Raw genomic sequence first — 18,336 nt, forward strand, 5'->3', positions numbered from 1 at the left:
CTTGTTATTTTTAAATTAATAAAAAGTAATTATTGTCAAACTAATATTTTAACCATCTGTTTTTATAGTTAAATCTAAATATTTAAATTATTATATGACAAAAATTAATATAAAAATAAACTAATAAAATTATAATAAAAATTTCTCTATTTTTTCTGATAGAGTGTCAAATATCCAGTTAAATTTATTATCATCCTTTTCTAATAAAGTTACTCTAAATCCATTAAGTTGTGAGCAGAATGATGTTAAAGGAACTACACAGATTCCAGTAGATGCTAATAGATAATATACAAATTTTTTGTCAATATTTGCATTCTTTGTATAAAATTCTATAAATTCTTTCAATTTTTCATTTTCTATTTTTATCGAGTTGTTTCCATTTAAATACTTATCTTCAAACACTATGGACATATAAAATGCTCCATTTGCCTTATTTGCTATAATTCCATTAATGTCTTTTAATTTTTTATATGCAGTATTTGATCTCTTCTCATAAAATTTATTTCTCTCATTTATGTATTTTTTATAATTTTTATGACCCATAATTTTTGGAATAGCCATTTGTGGTAATGTGGTAGAGCATACTTCTATCAATTTAGACCTATAAATACTATCTACATATCTTTTAAATTCCTCATCTTTGTCGGCGTTGTAAATTTCAATCCATCCACATCTTGCTCCAGGCCAAGGAATTTCCTTAGATATTCCTTTTAAAGATATTCCACAAACATCGTCTATAATTTCGCATAATGAATAATGTTTTTTTCCATTATAAACTAAGTTACAGTATATTTCATCGCAAATAATAAATAAATCATATTCATTTGCTAAATCAACTATATTATCTAAAATTTTTTTTGGATATACTGCTCCTGTTGGGTTATCAGGATTTATTATCAAAATTCCACTAACTGCTGGATTATACTTAATCCTCTTCTCTAAATCATCAATGTCTGGATACCAATAGTTGTAAGGGTCTAAAAAGTAAGTTACTGGTGGAGAACCTGCATGTGAACCTTCAGCTGAGGAATGTGTTGAATATGATGGAGATGGGTTTATAACTCTAACCTGCCTCTTCAATAAACTATAAATCTTTGCTATAGCATCACCTAATCCATTAAAAAATATAATATCCTCTGCTGTAATTTGAACTCCTCCTTTTTTATTTGTCTGCTCTGCTAAAAATTCTCGTGTTTCTAATAAACCCTTAGTAGGACAGTATGCATAGGATTCATCATTTTTAACAATCTCCACTATAATATCTTTAATCCAATCTGGAATTTTTTCTCCCTTTGCTACTGGATCTCCAATATTTTCCCAAGTTATATTTATTCCAAACTTTTCTATTTTTTTTGCTATATCTACAATCTCTCTAATTTCATAACTTAACTCCTTTGCTCCTACATCTATTATTGGATTTCTCATAGTTTCATCTCATAAAATGGAACTCTATTTTTTGTAAATTATTGGATGATTCTCCAATTTATAGTTTTGATATATAAACTTTATCCTTAAAATAGAACTCCTTTTTTATAGAGTCAAATTAATATAAATAACTGTTTAAAATAAAATAAAGATTTAAGAATTTAATGATTGTGGTGAAAATATGACCAAATGTAAATTTTGCAATAAGGAAAGTTATGTAAAATTAAAATCTCCAAAAATTCACTTATGTAAAGAGCATTTTATTGAATATTTTGAAAATAAGGTTGAAAAGTCCATAAAAAAATATAATATGCTAAACAAAGATGAGAAAATTTTAGTATCTGTCTCTGGTGGAAAGGATGGACATGCTGCTGCATGGGTTTTAAAAAAGTTAGGATATAACATTGAATTATTTCATATAAATTTAGGAATTAAAGGATTTTCTGAAAGTTCTTTAAAGGCCGTTGAGGAGTTAGCAGAAAAGTTAAATGTTCCCTTACATATAATTAATTTAAAAGATATTACTGGAAAGACAATGGAAGATATTAGAGGAAAAAAATGTTCAATATGTGGAATAACTAAAAGATATTTAATGAATAAATTTGGTTATGAACATGGATTTGATGTTATAGTTACAGGGCATAATTTAGATGATGAAGTGTCATTTATTTTAAATAATATTTTAAATTGGAACATTAGATATTTAGGAAAGCATGAACCAGTTCTTCCAAGTCATGATAAGTTTTTAAAAAAAGTTAAAATATTTTTTGAGATAGAAGAAGAGTTAATTTTAAAGTATGCTGAGGCAGAGAATATTCCATTTACAACAGTTAAATGTAGATTTGCAGAAAAGGCTATAACTTTAAAGCATAGAGAATACTTCAATGAATTAGAGAAATTAAGACCTAATATAAAGTATCAATTTTTAGCTGGCTATATGAAAAATAAGCATATTTTTAAATGCGAAGAAGATGAGAATTTTGAATTTAGAGAGTGTGAAATTTGCGGAATGACTTCTGCTGGGAGAATTTGCTCCTTTTGTAGAGTGTGGAAATTGTATAAAAATAAAAGTAACAGTAAATAATTATTTAAATGCACTCATTAATGTCCATGCCTCTTTTCCACTTATAAAAGCTCTATTAACTAATCTCTTAAAAATAATTTTACAAAGTTCTTTTTTATGCTCGGGAATTTTTTTATTTTTATCTATAAATTCATTAAACTTTTTAATTAATAATTCCTTATCTTCTTTTGAAGCCTCCCTCATCTTTATGTCTAAAAATTTATTTTCAACTTTTTTTGTATAAATTTCATATAAAATAACTGCAACAGCGTGAGATAAATTCATTATTGGATATTTTTTAGATGTAGGAATAGAAACTAATAAATCACATTTATCAATTTCTTCATTTCTTAATCCGTCATCTTCTCTACCAAAAACAATTCCTATATTTCCTTTTATATTTAAAATTTTATCAGATAATTCTTTTGGAGTTATAGGAACTCTCTTTAAATTTCTATCTCCTCCTCTTGCTCCTGATGTAGCAATAACAAAATCTAAATCTTTTATTGCATCGTCAAAACTTTCATAAAAACTGGCATTATCTAAAATTTCTTTTGCATGAACAGCCATCATATATGCCTCATCATTTATAATATTTCTATTTCCAACTATTCTGAGATTCTCAAAATCAAAATTCATCATAACTCTTGCAATACTACCAACATTTCCACTGTATTTAGGATTTACTAAAATAACTGAAATCATTATATATCACTTCATTGACTTTTTTAGTTTATAATAATGGTATTCAACTGTCTTTAAATTTAACCCAGTAATTTTTGCAATTTCTTCTGGCTTTTTATCTAAATACTTTTTAACAATTATATCTACATTTGTAGGCCTTCCAGTCTTTGGAGATATAGGAATTACTTCAACACCAACACCTTCCAAAGCCTTTATAATCTTCTTAGAAGACCTTTTATACTTTGACTTTGGTAAATATATTTTTTTAGGCTCGCAATTCTCTAACAATGCAATTGCTACATCTCTATCTAACTCTAAATTAATATAAATTTCATCTACATTTTCACAGTTTTTAATTTTCTCAATTAGTTCTTCTTTTGTTTTAGCCCTTAACTCTTTCATAATTTATCCTATTTTTTCCTTTTTTTATTCTTTGATAATCTTGATTTTACCATTTTTCTTTTTAATGGACTTCCACAAATTTCACAAACATCTTCTTCAAAATCTATGGGATACATTTTTTTACAACCTTCACAAACCTTTCTCCAAATAAAATTTTTATTTGTTGGTTCGTAGATTATTCCTCTAACATCAATATTTAATTTTTTTGCCACATTTTGAATTCCATAATCGTCAGTATATAAAATACCCTTTAACTCCAATGCCAACGCTAAAATACTAATATCTTCTTTAGATAAATTATCTCCTGTCTTTTTGACAGTATCTTCAACTATCTTTATATATTCTTTATTGGGAATTTTTATTTTTAGTTTTCCTAAAATTAAACTTTGGTCAACAATAACCTTCATTGACTCGACTTCCTCTAAAACTTCTGGAGTTATATAATGCTCTCCTTCTTCTATAACTGGATTATATCCGTGAATTATTGCTGAGGCATCTAATATTTTAACCTTCATAATATCACGTTGAATATTAATAGTAGTTAATTTAACATCATAACATATTTAGTTATCTCTTTTGGGTGAAAGAATGATAACAACAGTTGTAGGTAGTTATCCAGTTGTTAAAAAAGAAGAGAAATTCTTTGATAAAGTAAAAAAAGTTTTTGGATTGTACGATGAATATAAATATGCTATTGAAAAGGCAGTTATAGATCAGGTTAATGCTGGAATAGATATTATAAGTGATGGACAAGTTAGAGGAGATATGATAGAAATTTTTACAAGTAAAATGTATGGATTTGATGGAAAGAGAGTTATTAATAAGATTGAATTTATTGAGCCAATTACTGTAAAAGATATATTATATGCTAAAAATATTATTAAGAAATTAAATCCAAAGGTAAAAGTTAAAGGAATTATAACTGGACCTTGCACTATTGCGGCATCGGTTAGAGTTGAAAATTATTATACTGACAATAAAGATGAAAATTTAATTTACGATATTGCTAAGGCTTTGAGAAAAGAAGTTGAAGAATTAAAAAAATATGTTCCAATAATTCAGATTGATGAGCCAATATTATCAACAGGTTTATATGATTTTGATATAGCAAGGAAGGCAATAGATATAATTGTTAAGGATTTAGATATTACATTTGCAATGCATGTTTGTGGAAATGTCTATAATATTATTGATGAGTTAAATAAATTTAATGTAGATATTTTAGACCACGAATTTGCTTCAAATAGAAAAAATTTAGATATATTGGAAAGTATAAAAAAGAAAGTTGGCTTTGGTTGTGTAAATACTAAAATTAAAAAAGTAGAAAGTGTAGATACTATAAAAAGTTTAATAGAGGAAGGTTTAGAGATATTAAAAAACAATGAAAATTTAAGTAAAAATTTATTTGAAAATATTTTAATAGATCCAGACTGTGGGATGAGATTGTTACCAATAGATGTTGCTTTTAATAAGTTAAAAAATATGGTTGAAGCATCTAAACTTATTAATTAATTGCTACTATTGGTTCGTAACCTACATTACCCCAACTGTCTGTTGCATTTGTATATAATCCTATAATAGAATAAGAACCATTTTGAACGAAAATATATAATTTAGGTTCTCCATAATATATAGTTCTGTTATATGTTTTTGGTTTTTCTTCTTTATAATTAGGGTTAGTTATAACATTTGAACTTACAGTTGTTTTTATATTATTAATATCTTTCACAAAAACCCAATCTATTGAAACTTTTGCATTGTTATTATATAATGTAATCACAGAAACTGAATAGTTGTTGCTATTTATTCCATATATAGTATTAGTATATAATTGGTTTAAAGTATCATTATCTATTTTAAAGGTTGTATTTAATGGATTTCTTTGGATTATGTAAATGAAATAATTATTTAAATAATTATTATAACCATTAACGTAATATCTATTATTATTTATAATCATATACAACGCATTAATTGTATATGCCCAATCTACTCCACTATTATAACTCGTATCATTAAAGAATCCTACTGCCTGAGTTCCTACATTACTAAAATTGCCTCTAAATACTAACTCATAACCTGTTCCAAAACTCTTATATGAATGAATCCCTGAATTAGTTCCTACAACTGTTAAAATTCCATTATTTACAGAAACATTTCCTGAAATATTCCATTTACTACTATTTAATATTGAAAAGTTATCAAACAGTAAGAATGTCTTATCAGGATTTTGTCTATCAACTGTTGTATTGGAGCCATATAGTAATCTTATGTATCCACTATTATTGACATAATTTATTATTTGACTTTTATTACATCTCACCCAAATTATTGAAACATGGTTATTTCCATAATACCATATTTGAACCCAATATGGTAAAAGAACATTATTATTTCCAATTATTCTAATTTCAGTTGGTGAGTAGGGATTAACCATTTGACTATAATTAAAGTTACTATCATTTAATATTATACAAAACGTGTGACTCTTATTGTCATTTGGGAAATTATATATGTTAATATCTTTTTCATAACTCCAAGTATAGTAGAAGTTGTTTAAATATACATAAGGATCTGGAATTCTAAATAGTGTTATATTTTTATTAATGGTTAAAGGTTTTGAACAAAAAATCTCTCCATTATTTATCTTTTTTATTAAGTTAATATTAATAGTCATTATTAAATTGATTACTTTAGGATTATTTGTAGGATATATATTCACAGTAGTGATATTAAAAGATAAATTACTACTATTATCTATTAAACAACTTAAAGTTCTGTTAGTTTCGTTTTTTATATAACTTTTTATGTAATTTACAGCATCTGAGGAATTATCAAAAAACTTATGCTCTGTCATAATTTTATAACTTGTATTTACAAAGGCATCTTCAACAATTTTGTTAATATTTCTATCTAAACTGTTTATTAAATTATGTTCAAATAATGTTACTTTTTTTACTTCAATTTCATCTTCAACTTCTTTAGTCTTATAATTTATTGCCAAATAGAATATTGATGATATAACAAAAACTAACATAACCAAAATTATAGCATTTTGGGAGATATACATAAAAATCCCTTTATCTTTATTTAATTATAAATTATTAATTTAACTCTTGATGTAGTTACATTTTTTGATAAATAAACAGGCATATCTATTGAATAATTTTCATAATGGGAATATGCTTCATCATAATCGAGGTATCTTTCATTTGATATATTTATATTGTTTTCATCTCCATAAATAACATACCAGCCCTCACTTCTATTTAGAGTTAAAACTGTTAATACTAATACATATATAGTATTGTTATATTTTTTAGTAGTTTTATTTATTAGAAGGTGGTTATCTATATATAACAAATAATTATTGAGAGGAATATTTTCCTCTAAAAGTTTTTTAGATTCATTAACTTTTCCAAAATAGTATAATAAAACTGCATTTTGTAAGGTTCCATCTTCTGATAAATGTTCCATTGTTTTGATTCCTTTGTCAAATAGATAGTCAGATTTTACAGCATCTACATAGTTATTGTTATGCTCTAATATAGACACTGACCAATAAGCCATTCCTATTATTAAAATTGTAGTCCCTATAATTAAATCTAAATTATTAATCATTTTGATTCACCATTATGGTGATATTTCTTGGAGATAATGTTAAATAATAGAATTTAGTATCGTTAGTAGTTTCAATTTTAAACTCTACTGGAACAGGACTATATAGTATCTCAATTTTGTTTATTCCAGATATTATATTTGGAATTATTTCATTTATATTTTTAAAGGAAGAATTTAAAGATTTATTATAGATATATCCGTTAATTGAAAATATGACCTCTGAAGAACCTGTATAATTTAACAATTTAGCGCTGACATTAGATATATTTATATTATTTGTTTTGTAATTTTGTATTTTAAAATATATGTGATCTCCTTCACATCCATAAAGATATACAACATTTGAATTATAAGTGATTCCTGTTATTTTTGGAATATAGACATTTTCTTTAAAAAATACTACCCAATCATATATTTTGATATTACTAAGGTTAATTGATATATTATTAACATTTGATACATTTGAATATATTTTAAATATAATTCCAGAGAAATTAAATGTTATGTTAGATAAATTAACATAGTTATTTAGTATATTGTCATATTTATTTGGATAAATAATAAATATAAATCTATCTGAATCATTTGTAAAATTGTTAATTGGGTCGAATGTCTTTTCTTTTAAATTTAGTTCATCTGTAAAATTTTGTATATAATCTTCACTATAATTTCCAGGGAATTCATATTTTTTTAGAAATAGATCTTTTAATAACAGTGCTTTGTGAAACTTTTCAGTATCTTTTTTTTCCTCTATACCTGTTAATAAATTATGGCTATATATACTATATCCTAAAAAAAAGATAGTTAAAAATATAAAGGCAACAATTACAGCTTCAAAAGTAAAAATGATTCCTCTATTTGATTTAATTTTTTTTATCATAACAATCTCCTTTTTTAATTTTTATTCAATTACTCCAATTTTTAATAATATTTTAACCCACATAAAATTTAAAAATAACGCTACTGGAAAAATTATAAAACTTAAAACATTATGTACAATACTATAATTTGCATATTGTGAATTTTTTAAAATAAGTATTATTCTTAATATATTTACTATGTTTATTATAAAAATTCCAAAAATTGAATATAGAAATTTATATTTAATGGAAACTTTTGGAGTAGCAAGAACATAACCTAAAAATAAAGAGATCTCCAAAGAGCAAGTACAGGCAGATATTATAGTATAGACATCTCCATTGTATATAATTATATTATTATAATACTGTGTTTTTAATAAATTCCCAATAATGTATGCTAAAATTTTGGATATTTCAACTTCAAAATATCTTATAAAAAAATATATTGTTGGAAATAGAATTAAAAAATTAATTAAATATTTTTTATTCTCCATTAGTTGTAACCTCTTTAACCTTATCTACCTGTTGAAGAACTTTATTATTAGCTTCAATTGTAGATTTTACACTTGTAGTTTTAGCAGTTGTTGAAGATTGTGATATAGATTTTAAATAATAAAATCCAACAATAGATATTACAGCTACAATTGCTGCAAGTAGTAAAGCAAATTCTGCGGATATTTGCCCTCTATTGGATATTATTTTTTTCATTTTAATCTCCTCATTATGTAATTTATACTAAATAAGGTTGTTATAAAGATAATTATTTCTATTGGAAGTGGTATTGGAATGCTCCTCATAGATACATTAGTTACTGAAACTATTCTAATAGTTGAGCCTGTAAGATTATCATTATCTACTACGGTTAATTTAACAATATATACTCCAGATTTGTTATAAATGTGAGTAATTATAGGATTGGTAGTAGTATTCGTAGTTCCATCTCCAAAGTCCCAGATATATTTTACTATTTTTCCATCTATATCATAAGATGATGATGCATTAAAGGTTACATTTAACCCATTTACTGTAAAAGTAAATCTTGCAATTGGTGGATATTTTCCTGTACCTTTTACTATTACTTTTGTTGATGTAGATGCACTTAAACCATAATTGTTTATAATTGTTAAAGTTACATTATATATTCCTTGTTGTGTATATATATGAATTGGATTAGGTTGATTTGATGTGCTTCCATCTTCAAAGTTCCAAATGTATTCTTTAATATATCCAGGAATCGTGATAGATTTATCTGTAAAGTTTATTGGTTGATTGACATAAACAATAGTTGGACAGGTAAAATTAGCTTTAATGTAAAATACATTTACAGGAATTGTAATAGAACTTGATGAATTTAGATTATCATAAACTGTAAGTGTTACATTGTATGTTCCTGGGCTAGTATAGATATGAGTAATATTTGAAGAATTAGTCTCAATTATATTTCCATCTCCAAAGTTCCAAACATATTTTACAATTTTTCCATCTGGATCATAAGATAATGATACAAAAGTTATAGTTTGATTAACCTTAGGAAGATTTGGAGAGTAAGTAAATTCTGCGATTGGAGGTTTATTTATAATAGTAAATGTAACACTTGTTGTGTTTGTCTTACCCCAACCATCCCAAACTGTCAATACTGCTGTGTAGTTTCCAGTTTCATTAAATTTGTGAGATACTATTGTTAAACCATTATTTGAGGTATAATTCCATACTATATTTCCTGATGAATCATATACTGTTAAATTAAATCCATAAATACTTGCATAAGGTTCAGTTGGGGATATTATATAACCTGAACCATCAGACAATGTTCTACCAGCATCAGGATCATAACTATTTAATGGGTTGAAAAATACTGTTGTGTTGTAACTTGCAGGATTTGGATAGACATATAATTGAGCAACAGGGTTGTGGTTATTAATAACTTTTATCATTCTTGGATAAAACTGTCCTATATCATATCCTTCAATGTAATAGATTCCTTCTTTTAAAAATTGGTATGTTATATTTAGTATATAAGTAGAATAGTTCCATACATTACCTATATATGTAACATATCCAGGATAGTAGAGATAATTACTAACTATCCAATAAGATCTCCACCGTTTTGATATATATGAAAATACAGATTCATATAAAACATTATAATTATAATTTTCAACATATAAATCTAAATAATCACTTAATATATAAGGATCAAAATAAAGAACATTAACTGTTCCATTTACTGGTATTGCAGTAGGTTCAACATATAGCATAGTAGATACAATCTTATTATTTTGTATTACAGGTCCAAAACCAACTGAGACAACACCATTACTATCTACGATTAAAACGTGTGCTTGATAATATTTATTGTCATTAGAATATTGATGCCAAGGATTATTTTCTAAAGAATAATTACCATCTCCAAAACTCCAAAATACAAAGACAGGTTTTCCATAAGGATAATCAAAACTATATTGAATACCACCATTTACTTCCTTAGCATAAACAAATACATCGTAATGAACTTTTTGCCTTAACATTAATGTTACTGTTTTGTTAATATTATCTGAATAGAAATAAAATTTTACAATATGATTAGTAGGATCATAAATGACTTTTGGCTTAGATGTATAGGTATTGTTAGGAATAAACTCATAAATTGTATTTCCCTCATCTCCAACAGCTAAATAATCTAATGTTGCTGAAAAAGCAGTCCATCCTCCATTATATGAGAACTCCATCCAACATATAGGATATATAAATGGATAGGAATATTTATGGATAAAAATATCTCCATAATAGTATGGTTCATATTCAGTTTCATTACCATCTCCATAGTCATATTTTAGATACCAAGTAGTTAATAAATTACTATAAGATGCATCAATAGGTTCAAAATACATAGTATCATTTACTTTATACGCCATTGCATAGATATCTTCAACATCTACACTTCCTGAAGAGTTATAAACATAACTCTCATTTCTTATGGGCTCAAAGTATCCTCCTATAGGTCTATTTACTTTAATACCTTCATATAAATATCCTACTAAAACTCTCCCATAGTCATCAACTAATAAAACTCTTGGATAGTAAATTCCAGGTTTTGTATAAGTATGTGTAGGAGATTTTTCAAAGGAAAATGTTCCATCTCCGAAGCACCAAACAGTTAATATTATATTTCTACTTATAGAGTAGTTGAATTTAACGCTATCTCCAACAACAATGTTATCTCTGCTAACGTTTATTGTAACAGGAGTAAGATCTACACTTAAACCATTAAATTCATAATTTTCGGGAGTTTCTGAATAATATCTTATTATGACAGTATTACTTGAACTATTATAACTTACATTCCACTGTTCTTTTGAGTAATAAGTAGGACTTCCATTAAAAATATACTTAGTATTTTTTACATCTCTAACAACGAGCCAGTTGTATGTTAAAGCCTTAGAGTAACCAGTATTATTTAAATAGCCACACCATGCAACAGGATATGGAAATGGAAAACTATACTTATGTATAACTATTCTATTATTAATACTATAGTTTGTTTCTGTTAAATCTCCAAAATCCCATTTTATTAATCCATTATTTAATATAATTTCAGCAACAGAATCAGGAGCTAAGGCTGTAAATGTTATGTTATCATTAACTTTATATGCAATAATAGAAGGATTGTAGTTATTTGTATATCCACTACTATTTGTTATATTCATAGTTCCTTTATGAACTAATATAATGTATCCATTAGACATTGAGATATTTAAACCTAAAAATAATAGAGATGCTATAAAAATTAATAAACGATTTACTTTCATAATCCCACCAGATAAAAATAATATTTTATTTAACTAAAACTAATATTTACATTTAATTTCTTAGAAACATTTACTATTTTCCCATCCACATTGGCAGTTATAACTATATTGTTTCCTACATTTATAGGAGATTGTTTAAATACACCAGTTAAAATAACACCATTTTTATTAGGAGTAATTAAAATATATGTGTCACCATATACACTTATAGTTTTGTTTTTTATTGTTAAATTGTATCCCAATATCCCAATAGGTTTTAATTTTAATTTAATACTAACATTTTTTGTATATGCTAAAATTGCATAATTTTCAAAAGTATCGGCTATATCATATAATCTATTCACAATTAAAGAGTTGGTCATACTAGTTGTATAACTAAGTTCTATATTGTATAATATTAATGAAATAATTAATAATAAAAATATAGCCATAATAAGGTCAATAGATATTTGTCCTCTTTTTTTTGTTAGTTTTATCATATACTACCCCTAATACTTGATAAAATTATAAAATTTTAATAATTAAACTATTATTTTGTTATATTTTCAATTGTTACCCCAGTAGCTTTACCTTCAAGATAAACACGTTTATTTTTCTTTAAATGTAAGTTTAAGCCTGTATCAGAACTTGGATAGATATTGTATATTATTATATTTCCAGTATAATCCCAAGAACTGATTAATATTTTATTATTATACTTTAAATAAATCCATGTATGATTACCAAATACATCTAATGTTAATGTTGACTCTATATTTGATAAATTAGCTTTAATACTTCTAGTTTTTACAATTTCTGTATTTTCAGCAACTAAATTTCCATTTATGTAAATTTCCTTAATAGGTAAATCCTTTATATCAACCCATCCATTTTTATCTATATAAATTTTTCCTGATGAAACGTTATTTACAACTATTTTAATTATATCATTTTTATTAATTTTAATAGATTTTCCATTGCTTAACTTTATATAGGAATGATCATATTCAAAGATATTCTGAAAGATTACATATCCATTAAGTGTAGCATTAACAAGGTTAGTAGATAGATATATATTGGTTCCATTATAGTTTGTTATTGTGTATCTATATTGATTTTTATTAGTTATTCTGTGTCTATATTGATTTTGTATTGTTTTATTAGATATATTGGATGAAGTATTTATAGATATATTAATAATTTTAGATGGAATTAATACAGTAATTGAAGATGATAAGTTTGAAGATACATTTGGCTCTTTAAATGTAATTAGTGTGGGCCTACTAAGAGTTTCATTTTTATTATTACTTATACCAAGATTCACGTTTAGAGTTTGAGTAGCAATAATAGCACCTCCAATAATAACTGCAAAAATCAAGATAATTAATTCAAGAGATAGTTGTCCTCTTTTCATAGTACTCACCATAACAATACCTTATATTGAAATATTTGAATTATTTAAAATAAGGATTGCTTTATTTTACTATCTTCAATGTTAAGTTTATTTAATTAAAGTATATATATCTTACTCTAAAAAATAAAAACAAATAATAGAGAATAATTCTTATTTTATGCTTAAAATTTCCTCATATAGAGTTCTTAAAACTTCCAAATAATCTACTTCGCCATTTTCAATTTTATCCATAATTTCCTCTAACTCTCTTGTTCTCTCCTCTGATATTAGATGAGGATAATGACTTATTAGATAATTATAAACTTCAATTCCTAATTTTGTAGGGATTAATTTATTTTTACCTTTGCTTTTAATTACATATCCTCTATCTAACAACTTTTTAATAATTTGGGCATAGGTTGAAGGCCTTCCAATTCCTCTCTCTTTCATTAACTTAATAACTTCTCCCTCATCATACAATGGAACTTTTGGAACTTTTTTAATACTCTTTTCTAACACTTTTAAGTAATTTTTCTCTATTTTTGGAAGTTTTTTTAACTTTAAATTATAGATTCTACTCCATCCATCAAACTTTATATCTATGTATCCTTCAATTTTTTCATCTAAATCTTTTATATATATCTCTTCATATTCAACAATTGCCTCTTTCATCTGAGAGGCTATAAATCTTCTAAATATTAAATCATAAACTTTTATATGATTTTTTGTTAATTTTATATTACTCTCTTTTAAAAACTCAATAAGTTCTTCTGTGTCCATAGGCTTTGTAGGTCTTATACATTCATGTGCTCCTTCCATAAAATACTCTCTATTTTTTAAATAATCCTCTAAATTATTTAGTTTTAAATATTCCTTTGCAACTCTCATTCCATCTAACGAAACTCTCGTTGAAGAAGTTCTATGATATGTGCAGTTATGTGAAATAACCCCATTTGATATAAAGTTTTGGTTATTTTTAATGGTTAGGTCATAAACATATCCATCATAGAAAATATCTTCTACATTTTTAACCCTAACAAATGATATCTCTCCATCAACAATTTTTTCTAAAAACTCTTTATATTCTGAGTTATTTACATATTTTAAAACTGTCTTTAATTTATTTCTTGGAATATTGTTTGTCTTTTCTTTATACCAATTTTCAATGTATATCTTACTATCTTTTAGTATATACTTTCTTCCTATTTTGAATGTTAATTTTTCAAATATTTCTTTTACTGGTAATAAATCACATCCAAATCCTTCCCCGTGTTCTTCCCTATATGTATTATAACCTCTCTCAAATGCTTCTTTTCTAATTCTTAGATATTTGGCAATTTTCTCCTTAAAGGTTTCTAATGATTTATTGCTTATTATTAAGGAGTAAATTCTATTTTTATCTTTATGCAATCTGTTTAATATTCCAATTGAGTTTAAGTAAATACCTATCTTTTCTAAAACTTCTTTTCTTTTTGAAGTTAGAAGCATTCTTAAATTATGTTTTTTAACATTTTTGTTATACAGTAATGAGAAACATCCATCAGTATCAAAGTAACCAGCAATTAGTGCATTAACATAGTTTTCTGGAAGAGAAAATATTATTCCATTTAATTTTCCTTCTCTTGTTCCTAATTTTCTTAAAATTTCTGCAATGATTGGATTTGAAATATTTACTTGATTTCCAGAAATCCAATTATGTAAGAATGGAAATGTTTCATCCAATATAGTTTTAACATCTTTTAGTGGAGTTTGTGCAATCTTAATTTTGCTATTTTGAATGGACCCATCACCTAAAACTAATCCTACAAAATACCAAAACCTTTCATCTAATTTAAATAATGGAATTTTTTTAGTGCCTGCAACACTTTTGTATATATATTTTGCTTCCTTTTCAACCTCATCTAAATTAAAGTTCCATTTTATCAAATACTTTAATGGAACTCTTTTATTTCTAAGATATTTATATTTTGTACTAGTTTTGATATTTTTCCTAATAAATTCTTCTATTTTTTCAAATATTCTTGAATTCTCGTCAAACTCTATTAAAACATCAGTAATGTCTAAATATTTCAAAAGATTCAATAATGATATTGGTTTTCTATCAACTTTGTAGTTAAAAGGCATTGCAATGTAATCATTTTCTTTAATATCTTTTGCAGAAATCCATCTCAATTGATTATCTCTTAAAACCAATAAGTGGTGGTCAGGAGTTGCTTTTATCTCATAATTATTTGATAATATAATTTTTCTTAGATTTCCAGTGTATCTCAATTTCCAGAATTTTGTGACAATGTCTTTCTTTATTGATAAATCATCTAAATCTAACGATAAAATATTTCCTTCTTGAATATTAACAATATCTTCAATTGTTTCAATTCTACCATCTCCCAATACAACATAAGTGTCTGGTGTTAAACACAATCCCAATTCAAACAATTCTTGGGCAATAGCCATTACTTCATCTGCACTTAAATTAAATCTCTTTGTAGATTCTTCCAATAAAGTATCTGTTGTAAATGGAGGTAATGGGTTAATTTCTTTCTCATATATTTTGACTTCAACTTCTACCTCATCTTTATCAAATTCTTTTTCCCAAACCTTTCCTATGTAAATGTCATTTTCCAATTTTAATGATAAGTAAGGAACTTTTATTTTATGTTCATTGTATCTCTCTATAATCCAACCTAAGACAGGAGTTTGAACTCTACCAGCAGATAGATAGTTTTTATTAAATACCTCCCACAACTTTTGACTTAACCTAAATCCAATCCACCTATCTTCTATTCTTCTAACAACTTGCCCCTTAACTTTATTTTCATCTAACTTTAACTCTTCTCCTTTTTTAAATGATTCTACTGCCTTTAAAATAGCCCTCTTTGTAATTTCGTTAAAGCCAACTCTATATATGTTTTTGTTAAATGGCATACTGTTAAGTGCTATGTCATAGCCTATCTTTTCTCCCTCAGTATCAATATCTGTTGCTATAAATATAGCATCTACTTCATCGGCTATTTCTCTAATAATCTCTATATTTTCCTTAGAATCCATAAAATTAACTTTTTCTCCACTTTTTGATAGTTGTTTTAACAACTCCTCTATATTCTTCTGGTCTGTAAATTGTTCCCCATTAACTTTTTTAATTGATGTATATATAGGAATATACACATTGTTTTCTATCTTTACTCCATAAAATCCTTCTTTTGTAACTAAATCAAATACATGTCCTCCACTAGCAGTTATAATTAAATTTATGTCTCCTATACAAACTTCATAAACATTTCTATTGTTTATCTTCCTAATTGAAGGTTTTCCAAAGAAACTTGCAATAGTTCTTGCCTTGTTTGGACTTTCTACAACCATTAAAACAGATTTTAGTAAATCAGGAATTTTTCCAGTAATTCTTCCTTTTTTAATTTTTTCCCTAAGTTCATCAATTTTTTTAATTAACTCCTCTATGTTAATTTCATCTATCTTTTTAAATTCACTTTCGTACATAAAAAGCATATACTTGTTAAGATACTCAAAAATATCTTTTTCATCAACCAACACTATACTTGCTCCTTTAGTTAAACCAAACTCTGTCATTCTTGATGTTCTTCCAGATGCTTGAATATATGTTTTTACATCTGGAATTAATAATAAATACTCATTATCCTCTACTCTTATAGAGAAATTTTTTATCTTCAATTTTTCAGAAACTATTTCTTTAATCTCCTCTAAGGTTTTCCCTTCAATATCTATATCTTCTTTTAATTCACCTTTTTCTTTTAATTTCTCAATATATTCTTTTAACTTGATTTTAAACTTAGGAACTCCATAGAATATAGCATATCTAACCCTTTCGGGCATATCTAAACCTCTAACTAAAACTCCGTAGTAAGAGGCTACACCAATCAAAACATCTAATTTCCCTTCTCTAAAATCATCAAATCCTTTTTTATCTTTTGAGTGTATTAACTTTGCCTTTATACCATTTTTAATTAAAAATTCTTCAATCTCTTTTGCTTTTTCAACTCCATAATCTATTGAGACAAATATAAGTCCTCCACTACCAAATATTTTTATATATTCTAATATTTTATTTAAACTAAGTTCTTCATCATATATATCTTCAACATCTCTAAGTTTGTTCATTCCATAGCCAATTTCAAAATTCAACAATTCCCTATAAAGTTTTACTCTATCTCCATAACTCTTTCCAGTGGCTGAGGCAATTATTAAACATCCATATTTTATTTTTGACAATTTTTTCTTTAATATTTCTCTCTTTTTTAATGCATCTTCTATCTTTCCAATTTTTATTAGGTATATTATTTTATACGCTTCATTAATTATTTCATCGTCAAATCCCAACAATTTTAAAGTTCTATCAACATTTTTAGATGCCTTTAATAATGCATCAACATCATCCACAAATATAAAGTCAAATTTTGTGTTTGGAGGATTTTTTGCCAAATAGTTTGAAGTTGTTATCAGTATATCGAAATCATTGTTGTCTATTTTCTCTTTAACTTCCTTCTTTTCTTTTGTAGATAATTCTGAATGATAGGCAACAACATTTATTTTTAAATTATTTTTATCTATCAAAGAGATAATTCTTTCATAGGTTTGTTTTATCAATAAAGTTGTAGGTAAGATTATATAACATTTTTTTCCTTTTTTTGCTAAGAATAAACTCATCAATACTCCAAAGAAACTCTTCCCCACACCAGTTGGGGCAACAATTGAAAAACTTTTATTTTTTAAAACTCTCTTAGCCCACATTCTTTGAATACTCAACAACTCATAGCCCAAACTTTTTACAAATTCCTCAAATTCTTTAAACTCATTTAATATTTTGCAATAATCTTTTAAATTTTTTAAAGTTTTTTCTTCTCTAAGTTTTTTACATAATTCTAAGTTATCTTTAACATATTCATCCTTTAAGCATTTTTCACATACTCCTACTTCAAATCTTTCGCTATAAATCTCTCCATTACAGTTAGGGCACATTTCTTTAAATATCATAGGTATCATAATAAACACCAAAATTATTAATAAATAATTATTTATTTTTGATTTCAACAAAATTGGTTTAAAAACTTTTTGCTTTGAGTGAGA

Annotated in this window: 15 protein-coding genes; 2 read left to right on the forward strand and 13 right to left on the reverse strand. The window is 25.6% G+C overall.

Annotation, left to right across the window (positions count from 1 at the left end; translation table 11 throughout):
- Positions 1 to 129: 129 nt before the first annotated feature.
- The gene (locus tag HZY31_RS03180; RefSeq protein ID WP_297318015.1) at positions 130 to 1,425 is read right to left on the reverse strand and encodes a pyridoxal phosphate-dependent aminotransferase; all 1,296 of its coding nucleotides are present in this window, start codon (positions 1,423 to 1,425) and stop codon (positions 130 to 132) included.
- Between the two features lie 181 nt (positions 1,426 to 1,606).
- On the opposite strand from HZY31_RS03180, the gene ttuA reads away from it, so the two are divergent.
- The gene (gene ttuA / locus HZY31_RS03185; RefSeq protein ID WP_297318016.1) at positions 1,607 to 2,509 is read left to right on the forward strand and encodes a tRNA-5-methyluridine(54) 2-sulfurtransferase; all 903 of its coding nucleotides are present in this window, start codon (positions 1,607 to 1,609) and stop codon (positions 2,507 to 2,509) included.
- On the opposite strand, the gene HZY31_RS03190 is transcribed toward ttuA, so the two are convergent.
- From HZY31_RS03190 to HZY31_RS03200, 3 genes are read right to left on the reverse strand one after another with little or no spacing between them, the layout of a single operon-like run.
- Entirely contained in the window at positions 2,510 to 3,193 is a 684-nt protein-coding gene (locus tag HZY31_RS03190) for a TrmJ/YjtD family RNA methyltransferase (protein WP_297318017.1), read from the reverse strand. It abuts the gene before it with no gap.
- A gap of 6 nt (positions 3,194 to 3,199) precedes the next feature.
- Positions 3,200 to 3,574, reverse strand: coding sequence for a hypothetical protein (locus HZY31_RS03195; RefSeq protein WP_297318018.1), 375 nt, complete (start codon positions 3,572 to 3,574; stop codon positions 3,200 to 3,202).
- A gap of 8 nt (positions 3,575 to 3,582) precedes the next feature.
- The gene (locus HZY31_RS03200) at positions 3,583 to 4,089 is read right to left on the reverse strand and encodes a type II toxin-antitoxin system VapC family toxin (RefSeq protein WP_297318019.1); all 507 of its coding nucleotides are present in this window, start codon (positions 4,087 to 4,089) and stop codon (positions 3,583 to 3,585) included.
- A 73-nt stretch (positions 4,090 to 4,162) separates the two neighbouring features.
- Here HZY31_RS03200 and HZY31_RS03205 point away from each other — a divergent pair, with 73 nt between their 5' ends.
- Entirely contained in the window at positions 4,163 to 5,086 is a 924-nt protein-coding gene (locus HZY31_RS03205; protein WP_297318020.1) for a methionine synthase, read from the forward strand.
- On the opposite strand, the gene HZY31_RS03210 is transcribed toward HZY31_RS03205, so the two are convergent.
- The 9 genes from HZY31_RS03210 to rgy form a co-directional block, all read right to left on the reverse strand.
- The gene (locus tag HZY31_RS03210) at positions 5,079 to 6,644 is read right to left on the reverse strand and encodes a DUF2341 domain-containing protein (RefSeq protein WP_297318021.1); all 1,566 of its coding nucleotides are present in this window, start codon (positions 6,642 to 6,644) and stop codon (positions 5,079 to 5,081) included. The genes HZY31_RS03205 and HZY31_RS03210 overlap by 8 nt on opposite strands.
- Before the next feature lie 20 nt (positions 6,645 to 6,664).
- Entirely contained in the window at positions 6,665 to 7,195 is a 531-nt protein-coding gene (locus tag HZY31_RS03215) for a hypothetical protein (protein WP_297318022.1), read from the reverse strand.
- Complete coding sequence (locus HZY31_RS03220) at positions 7,188 to 8,075, reverse strand: hypothetical protein (protein ID WP_297318023.1); 888 nt, start codon at positions 8,073 to 8,075, stop codon at positions 7,188 to 7,190. The genes HZY31_RS03215 and HZY31_RS03220 overlap by 8 nt, the downstream gene beginning before the upstream one ends.
- Positions 8,076 to 8,096: 21 nt before the next feature.
- Positions 8,097 to 8,549 (reverse strand): archaeosortase D, encoded by a 453-nt coding sequence (gene artD, locus HZY31_RS03225; RefSeq protein ID WP_297318024.1) that lies wholly within the window; start codon positions 8,547 to 8,549, stop codon positions 8,097 to 8,099.
- The gene (locus HZY31_RS03230) at positions 8,539 to 8,763 is read right to left on the reverse strand and encodes a class III signal peptide domain-containing protein, archaeosortase D/PIP-CTERM system-associated (RefSeq protein ID WP_297318025.1); all 225 of its coding nucleotides are present in this window, start codon (positions 8,761 to 8,763) and stop codon (positions 8,539 to 8,541) included. Before HZY31_RS03230 ends, artD begins: the two co-directional genes overlap by 11 nt.
- Complete coding sequence (locus tag HZY31_RS03235) at positions 8,760 to 11,864, reverse strand: PKD domain-containing protein (protein WP_297318026.1); 3,105 nt, start codon at positions 11,862 to 11,864, stop codon at positions 8,760 to 8,762. Before HZY31_RS03235 ends, HZY31_RS03230 begins: the two co-directional genes overlap by 4 nt.
- Positions 11,865 to 11,893: 29 nt before the next feature.
- Entirely contained in the window at positions 11,894 to 12,343 is a 450-nt protein-coding gene (locus HZY31_RS03240; RefSeq protein WP_297318027.1) for a hypothetical protein, read from the reverse strand.
- 50 nt (positions 12,344 to 12,393) lie between these two features.
- Positions 12,394 to 13,257, reverse strand: coding sequence for a class III signal peptide-containing protein (locus HZY31_RS03245; RefSeq protein ID WP_297318028.1), 864 nt, complete (start codon positions 13,255 to 13,257; stop codon positions 12,394 to 12,396).
- Positions 13,258 to 13,407: 150 nt separating this feature from the next.
- Positions 13,408 to 18,252, reverse strand: coding sequence for a reverse gyrase (rgy, locus tag HZY31_RS03250; RefSeq protein WP_297318029.1), 4,845 nt, complete (start codon positions 18,250 to 18,252; stop codon positions 13,408 to 13,410).
- Positions 18,253 to 18,336: the final 84 nt, after the last annotated feature.

This window comes from Methanocaldococcus sp. (genome assembly GCF_024490875.1).
In the GTDB taxonomy this organism is placed as follows: domain Archaea; phylum AGJL01; class Methanococci; order Methanococcales; family Methanocaldococcaceae; genus Methanocaldococcus.

Bases quoted from the DNA above. Each gene is read 5' to 3' on its own strand.
- HZY31_RS03180 (WP_297318015.1), bottom strand. From the start codon at position 1,425: ATGAGAAATCCAATAATAGATGTAGGAGCAAAGGAGTTAAGTTATGAA.
- HZY31_RS03220 (WP_297318023.1), bottom strand. From the start codon at position 8,075: ATGATAAAAAAAATTAAATCAAATAGAGGAATCATTTTTACTTTTGAA.
- HZY31_RS03195 (WP_297318018.1), bottom strand. From the start codon at position 3,574: ATGAAAGAGTTAAGGGCTAAAACAAAAGAAGAACTAATTGAGAAAATT.
- HZY31_RS03240 (WP_297318027.1), bottom strand. From the start codon at position 12,343: ATGATAAAACTAACAAAAAAAAGAGGACAAATATCTATTGACCTTATT.
- artD (WP_297318024.1), bottom strand. From the start codon at position 8,549: ATGGAGAATAAAAAATATTTAATTAATTTTTTAATTCTATTTCCAACA.
- HZY31_RS03205 (WP_297318020.1), top strand. From the start codon at position 4,163: ATGATAACAACAGTTGTAGGTAGTTATCCAGTTGTTAAAAAAGAAGAG.
- HZY31_RS03190 (WP_297318017.1), bottom strand. From the start codon at position 3,193: ATGATTTCAGTTATTTTAGTAAATCCTAAATACAGTGGAAATGTTGGT.
- HZY31_RS03210 (WP_297318021.1), bottom strand. From the start codon at position 6,644: ATGTATATCTCCCAAAATGCTATAATTTTGGTTATGTTAGTTTTTGTT.
- HZY31_RS03230 (WP_297318025.1), bottom strand. From the start codon at position 8,763: ATGAAAAAAATAATATCCAATAGAGGGCAAATATCCGCAGAATTTGCT.
- HZY31_RS03215 (WP_297318022.1), bottom strand. From the start codon at position 7,195: ATGATTAATAATTTAGATTTAATTATAGGGACTACAATTTTAATAATA.
- HZY31_RS03200 (WP_297318019.1), bottom strand. From the start codon at position 4,089: ATGAAGGTTAAAATATTAGATGCCTCAGCAATAATTCACGGATATAAT.
- HZY31_RS03245 (WP_297318028.1), bottom strand. From the start codon at position 13,257: ATGAAAAGAGGACAACTATCTCTTGAATTAATTATCTTGATTTTTGCA.
- HZY31_RS03235 (WP_297318026.1), bottom strand. From the start codon at position 11,864: ATGAAAGTAAATCGTTTATTAATTTTTATAGCATCTCTATTATTTTTA.
- ttuA (WP_297318016.1), top strand. From the start codon at position 1,607: ATGACCAAATGTAAATTTTGCAATAAGGAAAGTTATGTAAAATTAAAA.
- rgy (WP_297318029.1), bottom strand. From the start codon at position 18,252: ATGATACCTATGATATTTAAAGAAATGTGCCCTAACTGTAATGGAGAG.